Below are 18,793 nucleotides of genomic sequence, written 5' to 3' on the forward strand. Positions count from 1 at the left end.
TAGATCACAGGTATAGATTATGTCTCTCCTGAAAAAAATGGTGCTGGGATCATTATTGATTTGCAGCACACAGGTTTACGCACAAAATCCCGCCGATTATTTCAAAGCAAACAGTGCTTGGGTTAACGCCAGCAAAGTGAGCGCTGTTGGCAATAAATTGCAAATAACTGCAGCTCAAGACGGCAACATTCTCGCACTCACCGCCAAAGGCAGCAGTGAGCATTTAAATGCGAATGAGCATATCGGCGACTCAGTACTGGAAACCGAATTTCTGGTTCCCGAGGGCAGCGATGCAAAACTTTATGTACAAGGTCGTTACGCAATCGACCTCAAGAACGTCAACAACGAGTGGCAAAAGTTGTACGTCACCTTTCGTGCACCGCGCTACAACGAAGCCAGTGCGAAAGTAGATTCCGCATTGATTGTAGAAGTGCGCATCAACGGTGAAACCGTTGCGGTAAATGATATCCGCACCGGCATGAGCGAAAACGCCAACATCGGCTGGGAAAATCCCGCAGGCCAAACCAGCTTTCAGGTAAAAAAAGGCCAGCTCGCCTTGCGCAATTTCACTATAGCGCCAGCGGATTTCTCTTTGATCACTATGCCGAAAAATTCCGGTGAGACAACCAATCAAAAAGAGTTGGTAGATTTTGTTGCGCTCGGTAAAGAGACCTTTGAATCTGTTGGCTGTAACGCTTGTCACTCAACCATTAAAAACGATTCAGGTGTAAGCACTGGCCCAAATCTTTTTGGTTTGTTTAAACGCGAACCGCGCGACCGCGAAATCGTAGAAGGTGGTGAAGGCCATAGATTCACCATTAAAGCGGATCGCCAATACCTGCACCGCAGTATTCGTTCCGCCACCGATCAATTAGCCGTTGCTGAAAGCGGCGCGAAAAAAGGTGAAGCATTTTTACCTATCATGCCAGCGTTTTCCGCGCAGGTATTAAGTGATTTGCAAATCGACGCCATCGGCGATTACCTCGCTACACTCAACGATCTGCGCGACCAAGGCCCAACCATTAAATTGCTCGCGCAAACCGGTGCAGAAGAATACGACCCGATTGCTGACCGTTTGCAATTATTGGTTGACGATGAAGTACGCCTTCAACGTGGTCCGATGGCCGGTGTTTCTGGCCGTGCAATTCACGTAGGTTCACCTTGGGGCGTTAACTATTCATTTGATCCACGTCTGCTTGCCATTACTAAAATTTGGCAGGGCGGCTTTTTGGACATGACTGGCGAATTTACCAATCGCGGCGGCAAAGGTTTGAAGATGGGTTACGAAAGCCGCGAAATTAATTTTGGCGGCCAGGAGTTTTTATTTGCGCCACTCAATGCGCAAGGCAAGATAATCGACTTCTCGTTTAAAGATGCAAAATTCGGTGATGTAGAAACCATTAAAGCATCGCTTAACAGCAAAGAAGATCACCTGCCCCGCGTTGCGGCGATGGATGCGCAATTTTTAGGTTACACGCGCAACTCCAAGCAAAAAAATGAACTGCCGACATTTAATTATCGTGTTGGCAAAAACACCCTGAAAGTCCAAACCTCAATTGCCGCCAATGGCGATGTAAAAATCATATTGAATGGCGATATAAAAACCGCACAACAATTTTCACTCAACACACAACTTCTGCAAAACGCAGCAGTTAACAAAGGTGAAATCAGCAACGGCCAATGGACTTTACCAGCAGGCAGCAAAACCGCAACGCTCACGGCAAAAATGCAAGTTGCCGCGAATGTATGGCATGCGAAAAAATCAGAATTTGATTACCGCAAACAACCAATCAAAATTACTGAAGCCAAAGCCGATTTGCCTGCGGGTTACAGCATCGAAAGTTACTACCCTCCAAAAGATAATTTTGGTCGCGAGCAATTATTTGAAGCCTTGGGCCTGGCATTAACGCAAGACAACACTACAGTGATTGCCACGCGCACCGCGGGAATCTGGCGCATTGTGAAAGGCCAATGGCATTTATTTGCCGAAGGTACTTTTGACAGCTTGGGCGTATTGGTTGAAGACAAAAAAGGCCTCACCGTTATCGCCGGACAAAAAGCCGAACTCACGCGCATTCGCGACACCAACGGTGACGGCATTGCCGATAGTTACGAAACCTTGTTCGATGCTCACTCTTATCACGGCAACTATCACTCCTATATGCACGGCCCAACACGTGGTAGCGACGGTGCTTATTACATCAGCATCAACCTCGCCGATGGCGGTGATGGCTCTACCTACAAAGCCGGTGGCAAATACATGGGCTCACAAGGTGGATTGGCGGGATGGAATATTCGAGTTGAACCCAACGGCAAATTCGAGATGTGGGCAAATGGTTTACGCAGCCCTGCCGGCTTGGGTACTGCACCTGATGGTCGCCTCTGGTATTCCGATAACCAAGGTGAATATATGGGAACCTCGAAAATTTTCGACATCAAAAAAGATATGTTCTTTGGTCATCCATCAGCGCTGGTCGATTTACCTGGCATGACTGCTGACTCACCGGAAATTGCGTGGGATAAAGTACAGAACAAACGTACCAACCCAATTATTCTGCTGCCGCACAACCGTGTCGCCAACTCACCGGGCAATCCGGCGTGGGATACCACCAAAGGAAAATTCGGTGCATTTACCGGTCAAATGTTGATGGGCGATCAAACCCAATCGAATTTGTTGCGCATCGCGTTCCAAACAGTTGATGGGGTTGAGCAAGGCAGTGTGATGCCGTTTATTGATGGTTTGGAATCTGGCGTTATGCGCCCGCTGTTTTTGAAAGACGGCAGTTTGCTGCTTGGCCAAACTGGTCGTGGCTGGCAGGCAAAAGGTGGGCATGTCGCCAGTTTGCAACGCATAGTGTGGGATGGAAAAACAATTCCAGCTGCCATTACCCAAATGCTTGCGACACCAACTGGCTTTGCAATCGAATTCACTCAGCCAGTTGACAGTAAAGTCGCTGCAGATGCATTAAGATCGCTGGTAAGTTTGGAGTCCTGGGTTTATCGCGATGCACCGGATTATGGTTCGGACGAATTGGATGTGACGCAAGAGGCGATCAAGGCGGTGTCGATCAGTGCTGATCGTAAAACCGTGAATATCGATTTGCAGTCACTGGTACAAAAACAGGTTCATCCACAACAAACTGCCCGTGTTTATCACGCACAGTTAAAAACCCAAACATTGTTTGAAAAAAATGCAGCGGAAAAAATGGATGCGTACTACACGCTTTATAAATTCCCCGCCGCCAAATAAAACAACCATCGCATCCCTCCAGGTGCGATAAAAATGGACTCCGGCGCTAGCTCTGAGACCGTGCACAGCATGGATGCTGTGCCCGAGCCTACATGGATGTATTAACGGCGAGTCTCAGAGCTAGTGACGGAGTCCATTGATCCTTCAGAACAACACATAGCAGTTAAACAAATCAAGTTAACCATGTCCCAAGGTCCGCAATGAAAAATTTTCGCTTTGCTCCGCTATTCCTCGCTGTAATTACCACATCTACTTTCGCCGCTACTGAAGAATTGATCGTAACCGGTAGCTACAACCCGGTAACCAATGAGCAACTGTCTTCCTCAGTGTCGGTAATCAACAAAGAAGAATTGCTTCAACTCAGCAGCAACAGCGTTGTTGATGCACTACGTCAAGTACCAAGCGTATGGGTAGAAGAGCAAGGTGGCCCTGGCGGCATTACCTCCATCGCATTGCGCGGTGCAGAAGCAAACCACACGTTGGTATTGCTCGACGGCGTGCAATTGAATGATCCAACGAATACTCGCGGTGGCGCATTTGATTTAAACGCAATTAATATCGAATCGATTGAACGCATCGAAATTATTCGCGGTGCACAATCCGCCGTGTATGGTTCCGATGCGCTCGCAGGTGTTATTCACATCATTACCCAACCACCCGGCAAATCGACTGTTACTGTAAATGCCAGCGTTGGCACTGATGACTACGCCAGCGTGGGTGTAAGCGCTGCAGGAAAAGTGAGCAATATCGGTTACGCATTTGGAATCCAAACCAAAGATGCAGGCGAGCCAGTTCCCGGCAGCACTGCAAAAAATACTGAATTCACCAGCCGCTTGAATTGGCAGCAAGAAAATAACTCCGTAAGTTTTAATTATCGTTATCTGGATGGCGAGCGCACCAGTTTCCCCGAACAAAGCGGCGGCCCTGAATTTGCAGTAGGACGCGATTTGGATAACAGCGACTACAAAGACCAGAGTGCAGCCTTGAGCTGGGTATCACAAATAAATACTGTCTGGCAAAGCAAAGTGAGCGGCAGTTGGTATCAACGCGATGAAGACACCAGTTCGCCCGGCATCATTCCTTTCGATGCAGTTCCTCCAACTGGATCAGTAATTGATTTTAATCGCACGCAATTCAGCTGGGTCAACACACTGGGCGACCAACAAAAATTGTGGGCGAACATCGGGGTAGAAACCAAAAAAGAAGATGGCAACAGCAAAGGCTATTTGTTTGATCCTTCCGTGTATCCAAACAACTTTGCATTGGATCGCCAAATCGACAGCGCTTTCATTAACCTGAATGCTTACGCAACTGAAGATTGGTTGATACAAGCCAGTATTCGTCGCGACGACGCAGAAGGTTTTGAAGCCAACGATAGCGGTCAAGTAGGAACCAAATTCGCATTGGATGATAACTGGACTCTGTTCGCCAACTGGGGCGAAGGATTTAAATTACCAAGCTTCTTCGCATTGGGTCACGCACTCGTCGGTAATACCGAACTGCAACCAGAAACAGTTACCACCCGCGATGCCGGTGTTGAATTCACCAGTGAGAACGTCAGTGGGCGCATTAGCTATTTCGATAATCACTACCGCAACCTGATCGATTTTGATTCCGAAACCTTTAAAAATGTTAACCGCTCGCGCGTAGAAACCAGCGGTGTTGAATCCGAAATTAATTGGCAAGCACAAGAGAATCTTAGCTTGCGCGCCCACGCCAGCTACACCGATATCGACATGATTTCATCCGACAACCATTTGCTCGGCCGCCCGCAATACACCTACGGCACATCCGTTCACTACGCGCTGAATGACCAATGGCAATTCAATGTGAATTACTTGCGTGTGGATGATCGCTTTGCTGTGACCCGCTATGCAGGTGAGGATGATGAACAGGTACTTGATGCCTACAACCGTATCGATGCAAGCGTGCAGTGGCAAATCAATAAACTTACACAGATAGGTTTATCAGTAGAAAATCTGGCAGATGAAAATTACTACACCGATATTGGTTTCCCGGCGGCGGGTGCCAGTGCCAAGTTGAATTTAAAGCTCCAGTTTTAATAACTATCCCGGTAATCAAAAGCCGCACAGGCATAACCTGTGCGGCTTTTTTATGGAATGAATCATTTAGAACAGACAGCTGAGTGATGCAGGAGTCAAAATTTAATAATAGATCAGCATCCAAGTTGACTATCTTAAAAATCTCGATCAAGATCGCGCCAGAAAAAATATGAAAGTCTCCTACAGAGACTCACACGAGACATCAGCATCCTCTCCTACCCTTCTACAAAAACCTCTAGGCAACTGCTGAAACATTCATTTGTTTGCGTTGGATTCGCTGAACTAATTTTTAGCGACTCAATTTATTTCTATTCCAAAGAGGCAGAAAAATGTATAACAAAGTCGCATTAATCTTACTTACGTCCAGCTTATTCACTGCATGTGGTGGAGGCGGAGGTGGCTCAACAGGCACGCCAACTCCAACAACATCAAGCGCAGCCTTAAGCTCGACTCCCGTAGTAAGCTCCAGTTCCAGCTCAAATAGTAGTTCAAGTGCAGCGGCAGTGGTTATTCTCCAAGGGCAATTTAAAGATAACAACGTAACTGGCCTTCAGTTTATATCTGGCAACCAATCCGGTGTCACCAACGCTAGTGGTACATTTACTTACGAACAAGGTAAAACCGTTACTTTTTCAATTGGAGCACTAACGTTGGGTACGGCGCAAGGTAAGGAGTTGATAACTCCTATCGATTTAATTACCGATGGTAGTTCGGATGATGTAGCGGTACAGAATCTTGTGCGCTTGCTGATAATGTTGGACGCCGATGGCTACACACCGAACGGCATTCAAATTTCTTCAGCGGTACAAACAGCCGCAAATAGTTGGGCGCAAGTTGATTTTAGCTCCGTTAATTTCTCTTCCGATGTAATAAATCTTATGGCTGCAGCAACTGCTGCGGATAGCGGCGCACACAGCCTTCCCGATGCAGCTGCAGCAAAAATGCATTTAGATTCAACACACAGGTGCAGTTATTCAGGGGCGTACAAAGGAATATCAAATACCGCAGCTAATGAACACCAAGGTTTTATCGTTGATGCGCTAGAGGGAAATGTATCTGGTGTTTTGTATAGCGATGCGAATAATGGTTTTACTGAGTTTACCAATATCACCAAGATCCAACCCAAGCAGCAGATATCATTTTCGATTGGTAATAACAGCACTACTTACGCAGGCGAATTTACGTCGTTAAATACCATAACTGGAACATGGCAAAAGAATAATGATAAGGGTACATTTACCGCTACACGATTAGCAAGAACAGCCAATGCTATTTATCGTTTCTCCGCCAGTTACACGGGAACAACATCCGGACTATTTACATTCGATATAGATCAGGCGAATAAAATCACTGGCTCACATTACGATGTAAAAACTAACACAGAAGAATCGATCAACGGAACTTTGATCGGTACAAAGCTGACTGCAACGACTGCGAAGGGAATTCAAATCCAGGGCATGCTAAGTACCGATACCGGAACACTAAGCGGCACTTGGTCAGACACCAGCAAAGGTGCATCGGGAAGTTTTTCTGGCAGCGGCTGTCAATTAAACCCTGTTCCACTTTCAATCAACGGTTTTCGCTCATTCAAAACTGGCCGAGATACAGGCACAGTTCAACTGATTCCCGCATCAGGAACTGATCCACTTATTTTGTTGGATGGCATTCCCGTGGTGAGAGTTCGGATGAATGTAAACCCGTGGGGTGAAATGTCATTTCCAATCAGTGGGTTTGATCAAACTGGCGAAGCGGCGCAAGTGAGTTTAGCTAGCTCCCGCTTTATCGACATTACCTACCAATCGAATCAAAGCGTTAATCTGCAATTACGCCAATATGCTGTTCACGGTGGCACGCACAATCAAATAACCTTACCAGCAGCAGCTACATTTACCACAGTGCGGATTCCTTTCAGCGACTTTAAAGGCGGATTATCAACACTGGATTTAACCAAAGTGGCGAAATTTAACTTTGCACTGCTCAGTAACAATCCGAATGACGGCTACGCAGAACTGATTGTTAAGAATTTTAAAATCGAAAACTTTAATTAATAAAAATCAATAGATAAAAAAAGCGATTCCCTGCATGGGAATCGCTTCATTGAAACCATTTAAAACTGAAAATACTACTGCGAGCTCAATATTACTTTTCGTAAAAATCCAAATCTGTCGCAAAGGTTTCACGCACAAAATAGAGTGTGATAAACGTAATCAGCATAATGCCAGCCCCTACCCACATAAAGCTGGTAATGATGTCGCCGCTATTTGCCGCAACCACGAGGCTGTATACCCAGGCAATAGGAACCAAGGAGCCGCGCGCGAAATTAGGTACACTGATCGCAGAGGTTGCACGCAAATTAATGCCAAACTGTTCGGATGCATTGGTCACAAACAGCGCCCAAAACCCGACAGAAAAACCGAGCAGAAATATCGCGGTGTAGAACACAGTGCTGCTAACATCATTCAAATTCAGATAGACAAAAATCATCAGCGTACAAATAGCATAGAACAACCCAAACGCTTTCTTGCGGCTGCGCATTAATTGGCTCGCAGAACCAGACGCAAAATCACCTAGCACCAAACCAGAATAGGCCAACAAAATACACAGATTTTGTGCAATGCTGCCATTCACATTCAGCGTCTTTGCAATCTCGGGCGCACGCGCAACCAATAATCCGATCACAAACCATGTTGGTAATCCGAGCAAAATAGTTTTGAGAAAACGCAAAAAACGCTCGCGCGTGGCGAACATCATGAAGAAATTTCCTTGCCGAATATCCGGCGCATGTTCTTTTTTGAACATCGCACTTTCATAAGTGCCGATACGTAATACCAGCAAGCCAAGTCCAAGTACACCGCCAATAATGTAAGAGTTTTGCCAGCTGGTAAATTCCGCGACCAACGCGGCAGCAACTGCACCCGCGACACCAACGGAAGCCACAATCATAGTGCCGATTCCGCGCCGGTTTTTATCCATCAACTCTGCCACCAAACAAATTCCAGCGCCCAATTCGCCTGCGAGTCCGAAGCCAGCAATAAACCGCAATACCGCATAGGTTTGCATATCGGTGACAAAAGCATTGGCGAGATTGGCAAGCGAATAAAGAATGATGCTACCGAACAGCACCGCGAGACGGCCTTTTTTATCGCCAATAATTCCCCAGGCGATACCGCCGATCAACATGCCCAACATTTGGATATCGAGCAGGTGTTGGAATTGTTGGAGGATAATCGCAGGCTGGTCAGCCCACTGGGGGTTGATGTCCGCGATACTTTGTTTGCCGATTACCAGAAACAAAATAAGGTCGTAGACATCTACAAAGTAGCCAAGCGCAGCTACGATAACAGTGGTATTAAGGATTTTTTGAGTCGCCGCGGGCGCGGCAATGCTGGTGGTGTTCATGGTATTTATCTTTATTGTGAACAAAAAGGAAGCGCATTGTACAAAGACTTTACTGCCGTAGGTAGCCCTCCCTGACATGCACCATTTATGGGCGACGCAAATGAAACTCCTGTTGTAAAACAGCGTCCAGCTCACTTGCTTCCACTTCTGTAATTAGCTCCTCACTGCCGCGCAATTGTTTTAGCTGGTTGCCCGACAACAGAGTGCGCCCGTCTGGCCGCTGCAGCATTACCAAATAACGCTGTACAAAAACAGCATCAGGGTGCGTTGAGTTGTAGTAATTGGCTAGCGAGAAATCAATCATTTCCATGGGATAAAAATCAAAACCAAATTGGTTTGCCCATTCACCTTTAACCAAAGCCTGCAATACAAATTCATCGCGTTCGTTTTTACAAAGCCTAAAGGTTTCATTATCTTGCTGAACAATTTCACCTAACTGATGCAACCCAAGCGGAGCGCGTAAACCAAAGCTGCCAAAACCGGTATCGCATAACCAGCGCTGATCACCCATTTTTACTACCAATACCATGTGACTTTTTGGACGGCGATAAGGATAAAACATCGGGCGCGCACCGATAATATCGAACTCAAACCCGATGGTGGTCAACGCCATGGAAAATAAACCATTGACTTCATAGCAGTAACCGCCGCGACCGGAATACACAATTTTATTCACTATGTCTTCCGGCACCAGCGATACAATTTTTCTGGCTTGCACATCGAGATTTTCAAAAGGCACTGATTGCAATTGGGCACGCATTAATTTCACCAGCACATCTAGACTGGGTTCTACATTCCCGACAAAACCGATACGGGCAAGGTAGTCATTCAGAACAAAATTGGTAGCCTGCATTTTTCTCTCTTACTCAGGTTGGGTGAATCACGCGGGTGAAACAAAAAAGCCCCGATTAATCGGGGCTCAATTCAATAACTGCATTTATTACTTTGGAAGGTACATTAATTTATTTTTCAATGCTTCCGTTTTAATTAACTGCCCATCAACTTCTTGCAACGGCGCAGATGTTTTTTGCAGAACGCCAACCGAGGATGCTCCTGCTGGGCAACGATTATTGGTACGATGATAAAGCGCCGCCGCTAAACGTGTTTCCGCCGGATCGCCCAACTGGTGGGAAAAATCATCAGCAACGGAACAACCCAGTACACGCGCTTTACCGTCGTCAACTGATGCGGGAGAAAAACCATCGCTGTAATCACCAAAGTTTTTCGCATTCACGCCGCGAAATTGCACAGTGAAATAAGTCGTACCGCAATTGGGCTGCGGATAAAAGCCATAGGGCTTACCGCAAGTAGTGCGTCCAATTTGAATTACCTGAATACCAACACCGCGCAAACCATTCATCAATGCTTCACTGGCGGAACAAGTATCACTACTGGTAAGTACATAGACACGTTTTAAATCCAGGCTCGGTAATGCCTGCCCCTGACTCACTGAAAGCCCGATTGATGTCGAATAAAATGGTTCTGGTGCGAGAGTTTCACCCGTAACAGGATCTCTCACCGTATGCTTATCATTGAATTGTAATTCTTCAAAGGTTTTGCCCACTGTTGGTGAGTAACCCGCAATCATGTAGGCAAGCTGACTGGCAATGGCAAGATAACCACCGCCGTTGTAACGCAGATCCAACACCAAATCAGTTACACCGGCCGCATCCAATTGATTCACCGCATCAATCAAACCTTGCTCTGCAGGTGCAATGTGATCATTAAACGTGAGATAACCCACTTTTCCGGTTGGGGTATCAATAGTTTTTACGTTTTGTACCGGCACATTAGTTACGCTGGCAGATTGCAATACCACATCGCGCACTACACCCGACTCGTCGATGGTGAATGTATGTGCCTGACCGATGACAGAAGGAGACAAGCCAGCATTTAATTTATCGATATCTGAATTGGTATTACTGTTAATTAAATCTACGCCATCAATTTTTAATAATTTTGCACCACGTTTTATCGATGCCATTGCCGCAGGTGAATTGGGTTGAGTGTAGGCAACTATTAATTCCCGTGGAGGTACGGCAGAAATCCAACTCAGCTCCAAGCCATAACCATAGGTGATGCCCGAACCAGACAAACGCTCCCACTCATCAGAACTGTAGGTGAAATGGAACTGATCTTTCGGTGTTCCCGAGGTAGTCACTGCCATGGTTTTGAGCAAACCAAAATAGTCGAGTGTGTCTTTGTAATCAGCGGGATTAAGATCAGGAATTTCCTTGTACCAGAGGTAAGTGTCGTTACTCCAGGAACGTAAAAAATTATTTTCGTCGCGATAACTACCTTTAGCATCAGGATAAGCCGAGCCAGTCAGCGGATCTGTCCCCCTGCGCGGGATTGCGCAACGATTGGCATATTCACCTGCGTCTTTGTAAACACCAGCGGTCCACCCGCCACTGCCTGTGAATGGATTGCCACCGGAATTATTATTGCCGCCAACGCTTCCACTATCCTCATTGGTGCTGCCACCACAAGCAGTCAGCGTAACCAGAGCGCCCAGTAGCGCCACAGATTTCAGTTTTTGTGTAAAGCAGACAGCAACAGAGGTGGCAACCTGAGCGCCTAAAAGCCGGGGAGAAGATGAATCTTTCACGTGAAATTTCCTTAATATCCTATAAGCCGGGCGCGATCTGCCGGCGGGAACCCGCAGGATAAAAGAAAAATGTGGATAAAACTACCGCACCATAAAAGGAGATAGGACTTGTGGGAACCATGCCACAGAGGCATGGGCTCAACAAATCGTGCCAATAAAAAAGCCGCCATGCATCTCGTCTTTAAAGAGTTGATGATTGGCGGCTAAGGCTTTGCTAGAAAAACCGGTTAATACAATTCGTTAATTAAACTGCGTAAATTAACGGATGTAACGGTTGATTACGTTTTCGTACAGTTCTTGTCTGCCGCTTTGCAGCGTGATTTCGCCGCCGTTATTGCCCAACTCGGCCAATTGTTGCAAGGTCAGTTTGCCTTGCTCGTAAGCGGCGCCGTTGCCTGCATCGAATGATGAGTAACGCTCTTTGCGCATGCCTTCCAATGGTGATTTTTGCAGCAAGCTGTCAGCGATCAACAATGCGCGCGCAAAAGTATCCATACCACCGATATGGCCGTAGAACAGGTCGATAAAGTCTGGTGAGTTACGACGCGCTTTCGCATCGAAGTTCACACCGCCACCTTGCAAGCCGCCGCTGCGCAACAACACCAACATCATCTCAACCGTTTCGTTGATGTTGTAAGGGAACTGGTCGGTATCCCATGCGTTTTGGTAGTCGCCGCGGTTAGCGTCCAATGAACCCAACATGCCAGCGTTTGCTGCTGCTTGCATATCGTGGCACATGGTGTGACCAGCGAGAGTCGCGTGGTTGGTTTCCAGATTCAATTTAAAATCTTTATCCAGACCGTGGTGACGCAAGAAACCAATTACAGTTTCAGCATCAAAATCGTATTGGTGCTTTGATGGCTCCATTGGTTTTGGCTCAATGAAGAACACACCTTTAAAGCCCTGGCCGCGCGCGTAATCGCGAGCCATAGTCAGGAAGCGCGCCATGTGCTCTTGTTCGCGTTTCATGTCGGTATTAAGCAAGCTCATGTAACCTTCACGGCCACCCCAGAATACGTAGTTCTCGCCACCAAGTGCGATGGTTGCATCCAACGCATCTTTCAATTGCGCACCAGCGTAAGCAACCACATTGAAATCAGGGTTGGTAGACGCACCGTTCATATAACGTGGATTAGAGAACAGGTTTGCAGTGCCCCACAGCAATTTCACACCGGATGCAGCTTGTTTTTGTTTTGCGTATTCAACGATAGTTTGCAAACGCTTGGAAGTTTCAGCGCGAGTTGAACCTTCGTCGATCAAATCGATATCGTGGAAGCAGTAATAAGGAGTGCCGAGCTTGGTGATGAACTCAAATGCCGCGTCCATTTTTTCGTGTGCGCGCGCAACTGCATCAGCAGTTGAAGACCATGGAAACACTTTGGTGCCCGGGCCGAAAGGATCATGACCAGCGCCACAAAAGCTGTGCCAGTAGCAGGTGGCAAACTTGAAATGTTCTTTCATAGTTTTGCCGGCAACAACACGATTTTCGTCGTAGTATTTAAACGCTAAAGGATTGTCAGAATCAGCGCCTTCGTAACCGATTTTGCCAACGCCGGGGAAATATTCTTTACTGCCGAGAACAACGCTCATAATTTTCACCTTAAGGTTTTTTACTAAACTAATTTAAGTACGCCTATCACTCAGTGGAACATTGTTTATTTAGGCAACAATGCAGTCCACGCGTGATAAGCATCCTGATACTCTGCAAATAGTTGCACCTGTGGCTCCACCACATTCAAACGCGTTAATCCGGTAAATGCTTCCTTCGCCGATGCGTAATAACCGCTTCCCAATGCCGCCGCGCGCGCTGCGCCTTCTGCACCATCGGTTTCAAACATCTCAACTGCTGCTTGGGTGGTATTGGCAAAAGTTTGCGCAAATACATCACTCAAAAACATATTGCCTTTACCGGCACGCACAACCTCGCAACTGCCACCAAGGGATTTCAATACATCAAAGCCTTGGTTCAAGGAAAACACGATTCCCTCTTGCGCAGCGCGCACCATATGGCCCAAGCCATGACGGTTAAAATCCAGATTGCGCAATTGCGCGCCCAGATTTTTATTTTGGAAAATACGCTCAGCGCCGTTGCCAAAAGGATGGAACAACAAACCTTCGCTACCGACGGGAACCGACTGCGCCAATTCATTTAATTTTGGATAGGAAGGTGTAGCGCCCGCAGCACTGATAGTTTGGCGCAACCAGGAATACAAACGGCCGCAACCATTCACACACACCAACACACCGTTGCGTTTTTTCTCTTCGGTGTTGGTGACATGAAGGAAGGTATTTACACGCGATGCAACATCGGCAGCCGGTTGATCAGTCACACCGTAAATCACACCAGAGGTTCCCGCTGTGGCCGCAACTTCGCCCGGCTCCAACACATTCAAACTAAATGCGTTGTTAGGTTGGTCGCCCGCGCGGTAGCAAATTTTTACTCCATCGCGCAAACCTAATTCGGCAGCAACGCCCGCACTCACTTGCGATTGCACACCGAAGCTCGGTACCACATCAGGAATGACCGCAACATCAATTCCCCAGTGCGCCAACAACTCAGTGGCAACACGATTTTCTTTGAAATCCCACAAGGTGCCTTCCGATAAACCGGATGCAGTGGTGTTAATCACACCGGATAATTTCATCGCAATAAAATCACCGGGCAACATAATTTTGTGGATGCGCGCAAACAACTCCGGTTGGTTTTCTTGCACCCAACGCAATTTAGCGGCGGTGAAATTACCGGGCGAATTTAATAAGTGACCGAAGCAATAATCGTGGCCAAGATCAGTCAGTGCTTTATTGCCTAGCGGTACAGCGCGGCTATCGCACCAAATAATTGAAGGGCGCAACACTTGTTGATCTTTATCGACCACAACCAAGCCGTGCATTTGATAAGAAATACCAATCGCATCAATTTGTTTAGGATCAAAACTGCCGCGCGCAACTAAACGCGAAAACCCCTGACGCACACATTCCCACCAGGTATCCGGATGTTGCTCAGCAAAACCTACTGCCGGGCTATCGATAGCCAGCTCTGAATCAGGATAGGAAAGCGCGCCCAGACTTTTACCTGTGTGACCATCCAACACCGATAATTTGACCGAAGAACTACCGACATCAATACCGAGAAACAACATAGAGGCTCGCTAATAAAGAGATTTAATGTGCCCGACCAATCAGCGCGGGACAAAACATGGGAAACCATTTTTGAAAACCAGTGCACTCTTATGATTAAAAATCATGCAGCGGCATAAACATGGCAATAGAATAGCTTATTGTCCATCTGACAACAACATAAAGAAGCGTAAATTTTCCTTAAAGTCGCATCAACATCCAAAACTGATATCAGAGTCAGATAATTCGCCACACAAGCGCCATATTGCTTTGACTTTTAACCACCAGCATTGGTAATAATGCGTGCGCATTAGCCTCTCGACCATTGTTCCACAGGCTTATACAATGCCCGGCAAATGAGCCATCGGTCAGAGCTCAATCAACCAACAGCAACAACCAGCGAAAGCTTTGAGGACATTGCACGTGCCCAATAACCATATTCCCGGCAGCCAACACTCTCCTAACGCCTCAAGCACCGCTGAAAATGTCATCAAGGCACTCTCCATAGACAACCTTGTCTTCGGGCTGGATGACGATGAATTGAAAATCCTGCTGGTCAAACAAACCGACCCGCTCCATCAAGGCAAATGGGCACTGCCCGGCGGCTGGATTCGCTACGACGAAAATCTGCGCGATGCCGCTTATCGTTTGCTAGAAGAATTGACCGGTGTGCGCGATCTGTATCTGGAGCAGCTGAAAACCTTTGGCCGCGTGGATCGTTTCCCAAATGAGCGCGTCGTCACCATTGCCTACTACGCATTGGTAAGCGCGGATAAGTTTTCGCTAGTAGCGGGCCAGAGTGCCGCCGATGTAAATTGGCAGAGCGTGAATAAACTGCCAGAACTGGTGTATGACCACGCTGAAATTATTGAACATGGGTTAAAAGTATTGCGCCATCAGGTTTGCCATCAACCAATCGGTTTTAACCTGCTGCCTGAAAAGTTCACCTTGCTGCAATTGCAGGCGCTTTATGAGGCGATCCTCAATACCAAACTCGACAAACCCAACTTCCGCCGCAAGATCATGAAAATGAATCTGCTCTCTCCTTGCAATGAAAAGCAGCAAGGCGTTCCGCACCGCGCCGCCAGCCTCTATCGTTTTGATGCCGAAGCCTACAAACATTTGAGCGAATCCGGCTTTGCTTTTGAGATATAACAAACCTGACAGTGACATATAGTCACAAAAACCATAAATAAGCTAAGATCGACCACTTTTTGTTAGACCCAAGACCTAACCAGCAGCACTTATAATTTCAATAAACAGGTATAAAAAATGAGCCATGCACCAATAGATTCAGGATCGGCAGGCGTATCCACCGTTGCCGGTGAACGCAATATGACGTCCATCGTCATCATCAGTATTATCGCGACCCTCGGCGGTTTTTTATTCGGCTTTGACAGCGGCGTAATTAACGGCACCATCGATGGTTTAACCCAATCATTTAAAGCTGACCCCGGTGTTATCGGCACTGCAGTTGCGTCCATTTTGGCCGGCTGTGCCGTGGGTGCATTTGCGGCAGGAACACTGGCCGACAAGTTTGGCCGTCGCGGCGTACTTATCATCGCCGCCGTGCTGTTCATCGTATCGGCATGGGGAGCTGGTATCGCCAATAACGCTCCGGAATTTATTATTTACCGCTTGATTGGCGGCTTGGCGATTGGTGCAGCGAGCATTATTTGCCCGGCCTACATCAGCGAATTAGTACCGGCGGAATATCGCGGCAAACTCAGCTCCATCCAACAAATTGCCATCATCTCCGGTTTGACTGCAGCGTTCCTGAGCAATTACTACCTTGCATCAACTGCTGATTACAGCGTTTGTGCTGGTGCGAATATCGCGCAAGAAGCTTGTAAAGAGTATCTGCATAACGAAGGTATCAAAGGCTCCACCATGCCTCTGTGGATGGAATTTGCAGCTTGGCGCTGGATGTTCTGGGTAGGAGTAATTCCTGCTGCAGTATTCCTGGTTGCACTTTTGGTTATCCCGGAAAGCCCACGCTTTTTGGTAGCAAGTGGTAAAAAAGACAAAGCCCTTGCCGTACTAACCAAACTCTACGGAGCAAAAACCGCAGAACGTACTGTTGCCGACATTTATAACTCACTGGCACACGACCATAAACCGCGCTTCTCCGACTTGATCGATAAAACCAAAAACCGCGTGCGCCCGATTATTTGGGTAGGTATCGGCTTGGCGGTGCTGCAACAATTTGTCGGCATCAACGTAGTGTTTTATTACGGCGCGGTACTCTGGCAAGCAGCTGGCTTCTCGGAAAGCGATGCACTGGCAATTAATATCGGTTCAGGTGTTGCCTCAATCGGTGCCTGTTTTATCACCTTCTTCCTGGTCGATAAGGTTGGCCGTAAGCCGCTGCTGTTGGTTGGTTCAATCGGTATGACCATCACCTTGGCATTGGTGGTCTATGCATTTATGGGCGCACCGCTGGACGACAAAGGCCACTTGGTACTGAGCGATTCAATGGGTTTGACCGCGCTGATCGCAGCCAACTTGTATGTGATTTTCTTCAACATGTCCTGGGGTCCGATTGTGTGGATCATGTTGGGCGAAATGTTCCCGAACCAAATTCGCGGTACCGGTCTTGCGGTTGCGGGCTTCGCACAATGGGCGGCTAACTACCTGATCACTTGGAGTTTCCCAATCCTGCTGGCATCGTCACTCGGCCTCGCTGGCGCTTACAGCATCTACGCACTTTTCTCGCTGTTCTCACTCTTCTTCGTAGTTTGGTGGGTACGCGAGACCAAAGGTCTGGAGCTGGAGCAAATGGAGGGATAATTACCTCTTTGCTTGCAACGAAAAAGGCGAACCCAGGTTCGCCTTTTTTATATCTACTCATTTATGAATTCATAAGTGACCAGAAAGTCGACATTAATTAGATGCCAGCGCCCCAAAGCCACACACTGCGAGTGCAAAATTGCTCTTTTCTGGTCCGTCCTTACAAAATATTTTCACGCAAAAAACAAAAATACACGCCATATAGGATTGCTTATTTGAACTAATTCAGGCTTCTGACGTGAAAATCGTGCCGCGCAGTAAAATGGACTGAATATTGCTGTAACACGACTCAGACACTATGTTACCTCTGCAACATATCCCCCCGCAGGCTTGGTATTGAACTACTGGAGTAAGCCATGGAAACCGCCCGTACCACCCCTCTCCCGCAAGACGCTACACATCAGAATCGGGACAAGATGCCCAATCTGGATGGCATACGCGCACTAGCCTGTTTATTCGTGATTATTTCGCACATGCCCTGGCCAGGAAATCTGGTGCTAATCGGCCCCGTAGGTGTGGGTGTATTCTTTGTCTTGAGCGGCTTCCTAATGGGCTATCTCTATGCCCAAAGTGAGTGTGACTCCACATCGGTAGTCAAATACGGGATAGCACGCTTCTCGCGAATCGCTCCGATTTACTGGTGCGTTATCACCGTTTGTTTTTTACTGACGCAGTTTGAAGCGAGTGATTTCCCACTGCGAATAGAGGGTGTCACAAGCGTCACCCGCCACTATTTATTTGGCGGCAACGTCAGCATCTTCTGGTCAATTCCCTTAGAGGTACAGTATTACGCCTTCTTCATCGCGATCTGGTGGTGTATTGCCAGCAGGCACCAATATCCATTCGCAATGCCACTTGCAATCTTCTTGTGTGCGCTGCTGGTACTCACCCACGCCTACTGGCCAAACTTGAGCCTGCCAAACAAATTGCATTATTTTCTGGCGGGCACTATTGCCGGCATGTTGCCGCGCAAAAGATGGGAGGGTGGCAATAATCAACTTGCGTTAAACCTGTTACAAATTGCAGCGCTAATTACTATTTTCCTGCCACTGAAATTATTCGATTCAACACCCGCGCTCTACGATTCCGTAGAAATGGCTATCGCTTTTGCAATCGCTATCTATCTGCTGTCGATCACGTCAAATTGGACTGCACTGTTATTCGCATCTCCTTTTATGCGGAAAATTGGCCAAGCCAGCTTCTCCATCTATCTTATACACACATTAATTTTCTACTACGGATGCAAACTGCTTGGGCTAGAACACCGGGTGTATGAACCTCTCTGGCTGGTGTTGGGACTCGCAGGCTTGCTAATCCCAATGGTGATTTCGCATTACATCGAAATGCCGATGCAGCGCATGACACGCAAGCGCCTGGAAACACTTTTACTTCGAAAAGATAATGTACGAGCCGTGCCACAAACAAGCCAAGCCCTTTAACTCAAACCTACTAGTAACCGTCAAGGACGACGCTTACAATTCTAAATAATGCAACTGGTATACAAGCTCTCATGACTTATGGTGTAATTGACAACAACAATAACACCATAAATAAGAGCACATCACC

The 18,793-nt window shown here is 47.2% G+C and carries 11 protein-coding genes; 6 read left to right on the forward strand and 5 right to left on the reverse strand.

All coding sequences use genetic code 11. The features are described 5' to 3' along the window. Positions 1-19: 19 nt before the first annotated feature. The 3 genes from AAGC78_RS05895 (at position 20) to AAGC78_RS05905 (ending at position 7,361) form a co-directional block, all read left to right on the forward strand. Positions 20-3,250, forward strand: coding sequence for a DUF7133 domain-containing protein (locus AAGC78_RS05895; RefSeq protein ID WP_435783122.1), 3,231 nt, complete (start codon positions 20-22; stop codon positions 3,248-3,250). A gap of 200 nt (positions 3,251-3,450) precedes the next feature. Then, positions 3,451-5,313, forward strand: coding sequence for a TonB-dependent receptor plug domain-containing protein (locus AAGC78_RS05900; protein ID WP_435783123.1), 1,863 nt, complete (start codon positions 3,451-3,453; stop codon positions 5,311-5,313). Between the two features lie 329 nt (positions 5,314-5,642). Then, positions 5,643-7,361 carry a hypothetical protein gene (locus tag AAGC78_RS05905; RefSeq protein WP_435783124.1) on the forward strand — a complete coding sequence of 573 codons (1,719 nt, stop codon included), beginning with the start codon at positions 5,643-5,645 and terminating at the stop codon, positions 7,359-7,361. 91 nt (positions 7,362-7,452) lie between these two features. Here the strand turns inward: AAGC78_RS05905 and AAGC78_RS05910 are convergent, their stop codons facing one another. The 5 genes from AAGC78_RS05910 to AAGC78_RS05930 form a co-directional block, all read right to left on the reverse strand. After that, positions 7,453-8,712 carry an MFS transporter gene (locus tag AAGC78_RS05910; RefSeq protein ID WP_435783125.1) on the reverse strand — a complete coding sequence of 420 codons (1,260 nt, stop codon included), beginning with the start codon at positions 8,710-8,712 and terminating at the stop codon, positions 7,453-7,455. Between the two features lie 85 nt (positions 8,713-8,797). Continuing rightward, the gene (locus AAGC78_RS05915) at positions 8,798-9,565 is read right to left on the reverse strand and encodes an arylamine N-acetyltransferase family protein (RefSeq protein ID WP_435783126.1); all 768 of its coding nucleotides are present in this window, start codon (positions 9,563-9,565) and stop codon (positions 8,798-8,800) included. A gap of 87 nt (positions 9,566-9,652) precedes the next feature. Beyond that, complete coding sequence (locus AAGC78_RS05920) at positions 9,653-11,320, reverse strand: S41 family peptidase (protein WP_435783127.1); 1,668 nt, start codon at positions 11,318-11,320, stop codon at positions 9,653-9,655. Positions 11,321-11,578: 258 nt separating this feature from the next. Further along, complete coding sequence (gene xylA, locus AAGC78_RS05925) at positions 11,579-12,910, reverse strand: xylose isomerase (RefSeq protein ID WP_435783128.1); 1,332 nt, start codon at positions 12,908-12,910, stop codon at positions 11,579-11,581. Positions 12,911-12,975: 65 nt separating this feature from the next. Continuing rightward, positions 12,976-14,460, reverse strand: coding sequence for a xylulokinase (locus tag AAGC78_RS05930; protein WP_435783129.1), 1,485 nt, complete (start codon positions 14,458-14,460; stop codon positions 12,976-12,978). A gap of 400 nt (positions 14,461-14,860) precedes the next feature. On the opposite strand from AAGC78_RS05930, the gene AAGC78_RS05935 reads away from it, so the two are divergent. From AAGC78_RS05935 to AAGC78_RS05945, 3 genes are all read left to right on the forward strand, one after another. Further along, the gene (locus AAGC78_RS05935) at positions 14,861-15,592 is read left to right on the forward strand and encodes an NUDIX hydrolase (protein ID WP_435783130.1); all 732 of its coding nucleotides are present in this window, start codon (positions 14,861-14,863) and stop codon (positions 15,590-15,592) included. A 117-nt stretch (positions 15,593-15,709) separates the two neighbouring features. Further along, on the forward strand, positions 15,710-17,227 hold the full coding sequence (locus AAGC78_RS05940; RefSeq protein ID WP_435783131.1) for a sugar porter family MFS transporter: 1,518 nt from the start codon (positions 15,710-15,712) through the stop codon (positions 17,225-17,227). 356 nt (positions 17,228-17,583) lie between these two features. Next, entirely contained in the window at positions 17,584-18,666 is a 1,083-nt protein-coding gene (locus tag AAGC78_RS05945) for an acyltransferase family protein (RefSeq protein WP_435783132.1), read from the forward strand. Positions 18,667-18,793: the final 127 nt, after the last annotated feature.

It is taken from the genome of Cellvibrio sp. (assembly GCF_039207905.1).
Classification (GTDB): Bacteria; Pseudomonadota; Gammaproteobacteria; order Pseudomonadales; family Cellvibrionaceae; genus Cellvibrio.

Excerpts from the sequence above, each read along its gene's own strand:
- AAGC78_RS05895 (WP_435783122.1), top strand. The coding sequence starts at position 20 with ATGTCTCTCCTGAAAAAAATGGTGCTGGGATCATTATTGATTTGCAGC.
- AAGC78_RS05900 (WP_435783123.1), top strand. The coding sequence starts at position 3,451 with ATGAAAAATTTTCGCTTTGCTCCGCTATTCCTCGCTGTAATTACCACA.
- AAGC78_RS05905 (WP_435783124.1), top strand. The coding sequence starts at position 5,643 with ATGTATAACAAAGTCGCATTAATCTTACTTACGTCCAGCTTATTCACT.
- AAGC78_RS05910 (WP_435783125.1), bottom strand. The coding sequence starts at position 8,712 with ATGAACACCACCAGCATTGCCGCGCCCGCGGCGACTCAAAAAATCCTT.
- AAGC78_RS05915 (WP_435783126.1), bottom strand. The coding sequence starts at position 9,565 with ATGCAGGCTACCAATTTTGTTCTGAATGACTACCTTGCCCGTATCGGT.
- xylA (WP_435783128.1), bottom strand. The coding sequence starts at position 12,910 with ATGAGCGTTGTTCTCGGCAGTAAAGAATATTTCCCCGGCGTTGGCAAA.
- AAGC78_RS05930 (WP_435783129.1), bottom strand. The coding sequence starts at position 14,460 with ATGTTGTTTCTCGGTATTGATGTCGGTAGTTCTTCGGTCAAATTATCG.
- AAGC78_RS05940 (WP_435783131.1), top strand. The coding sequence starts at position 15,710 with ATGAGCCATGCACCAATAGATTCAGGATCGGCAGGCGTATCCACCGTT.
- AAGC78_RS05945 (WP_435783132.1), top strand. The coding sequence starts at position 17,584 with ATGGAAACCGCCCGTACCACCCCTCTCCCGCAAGACGCTACACATCAG.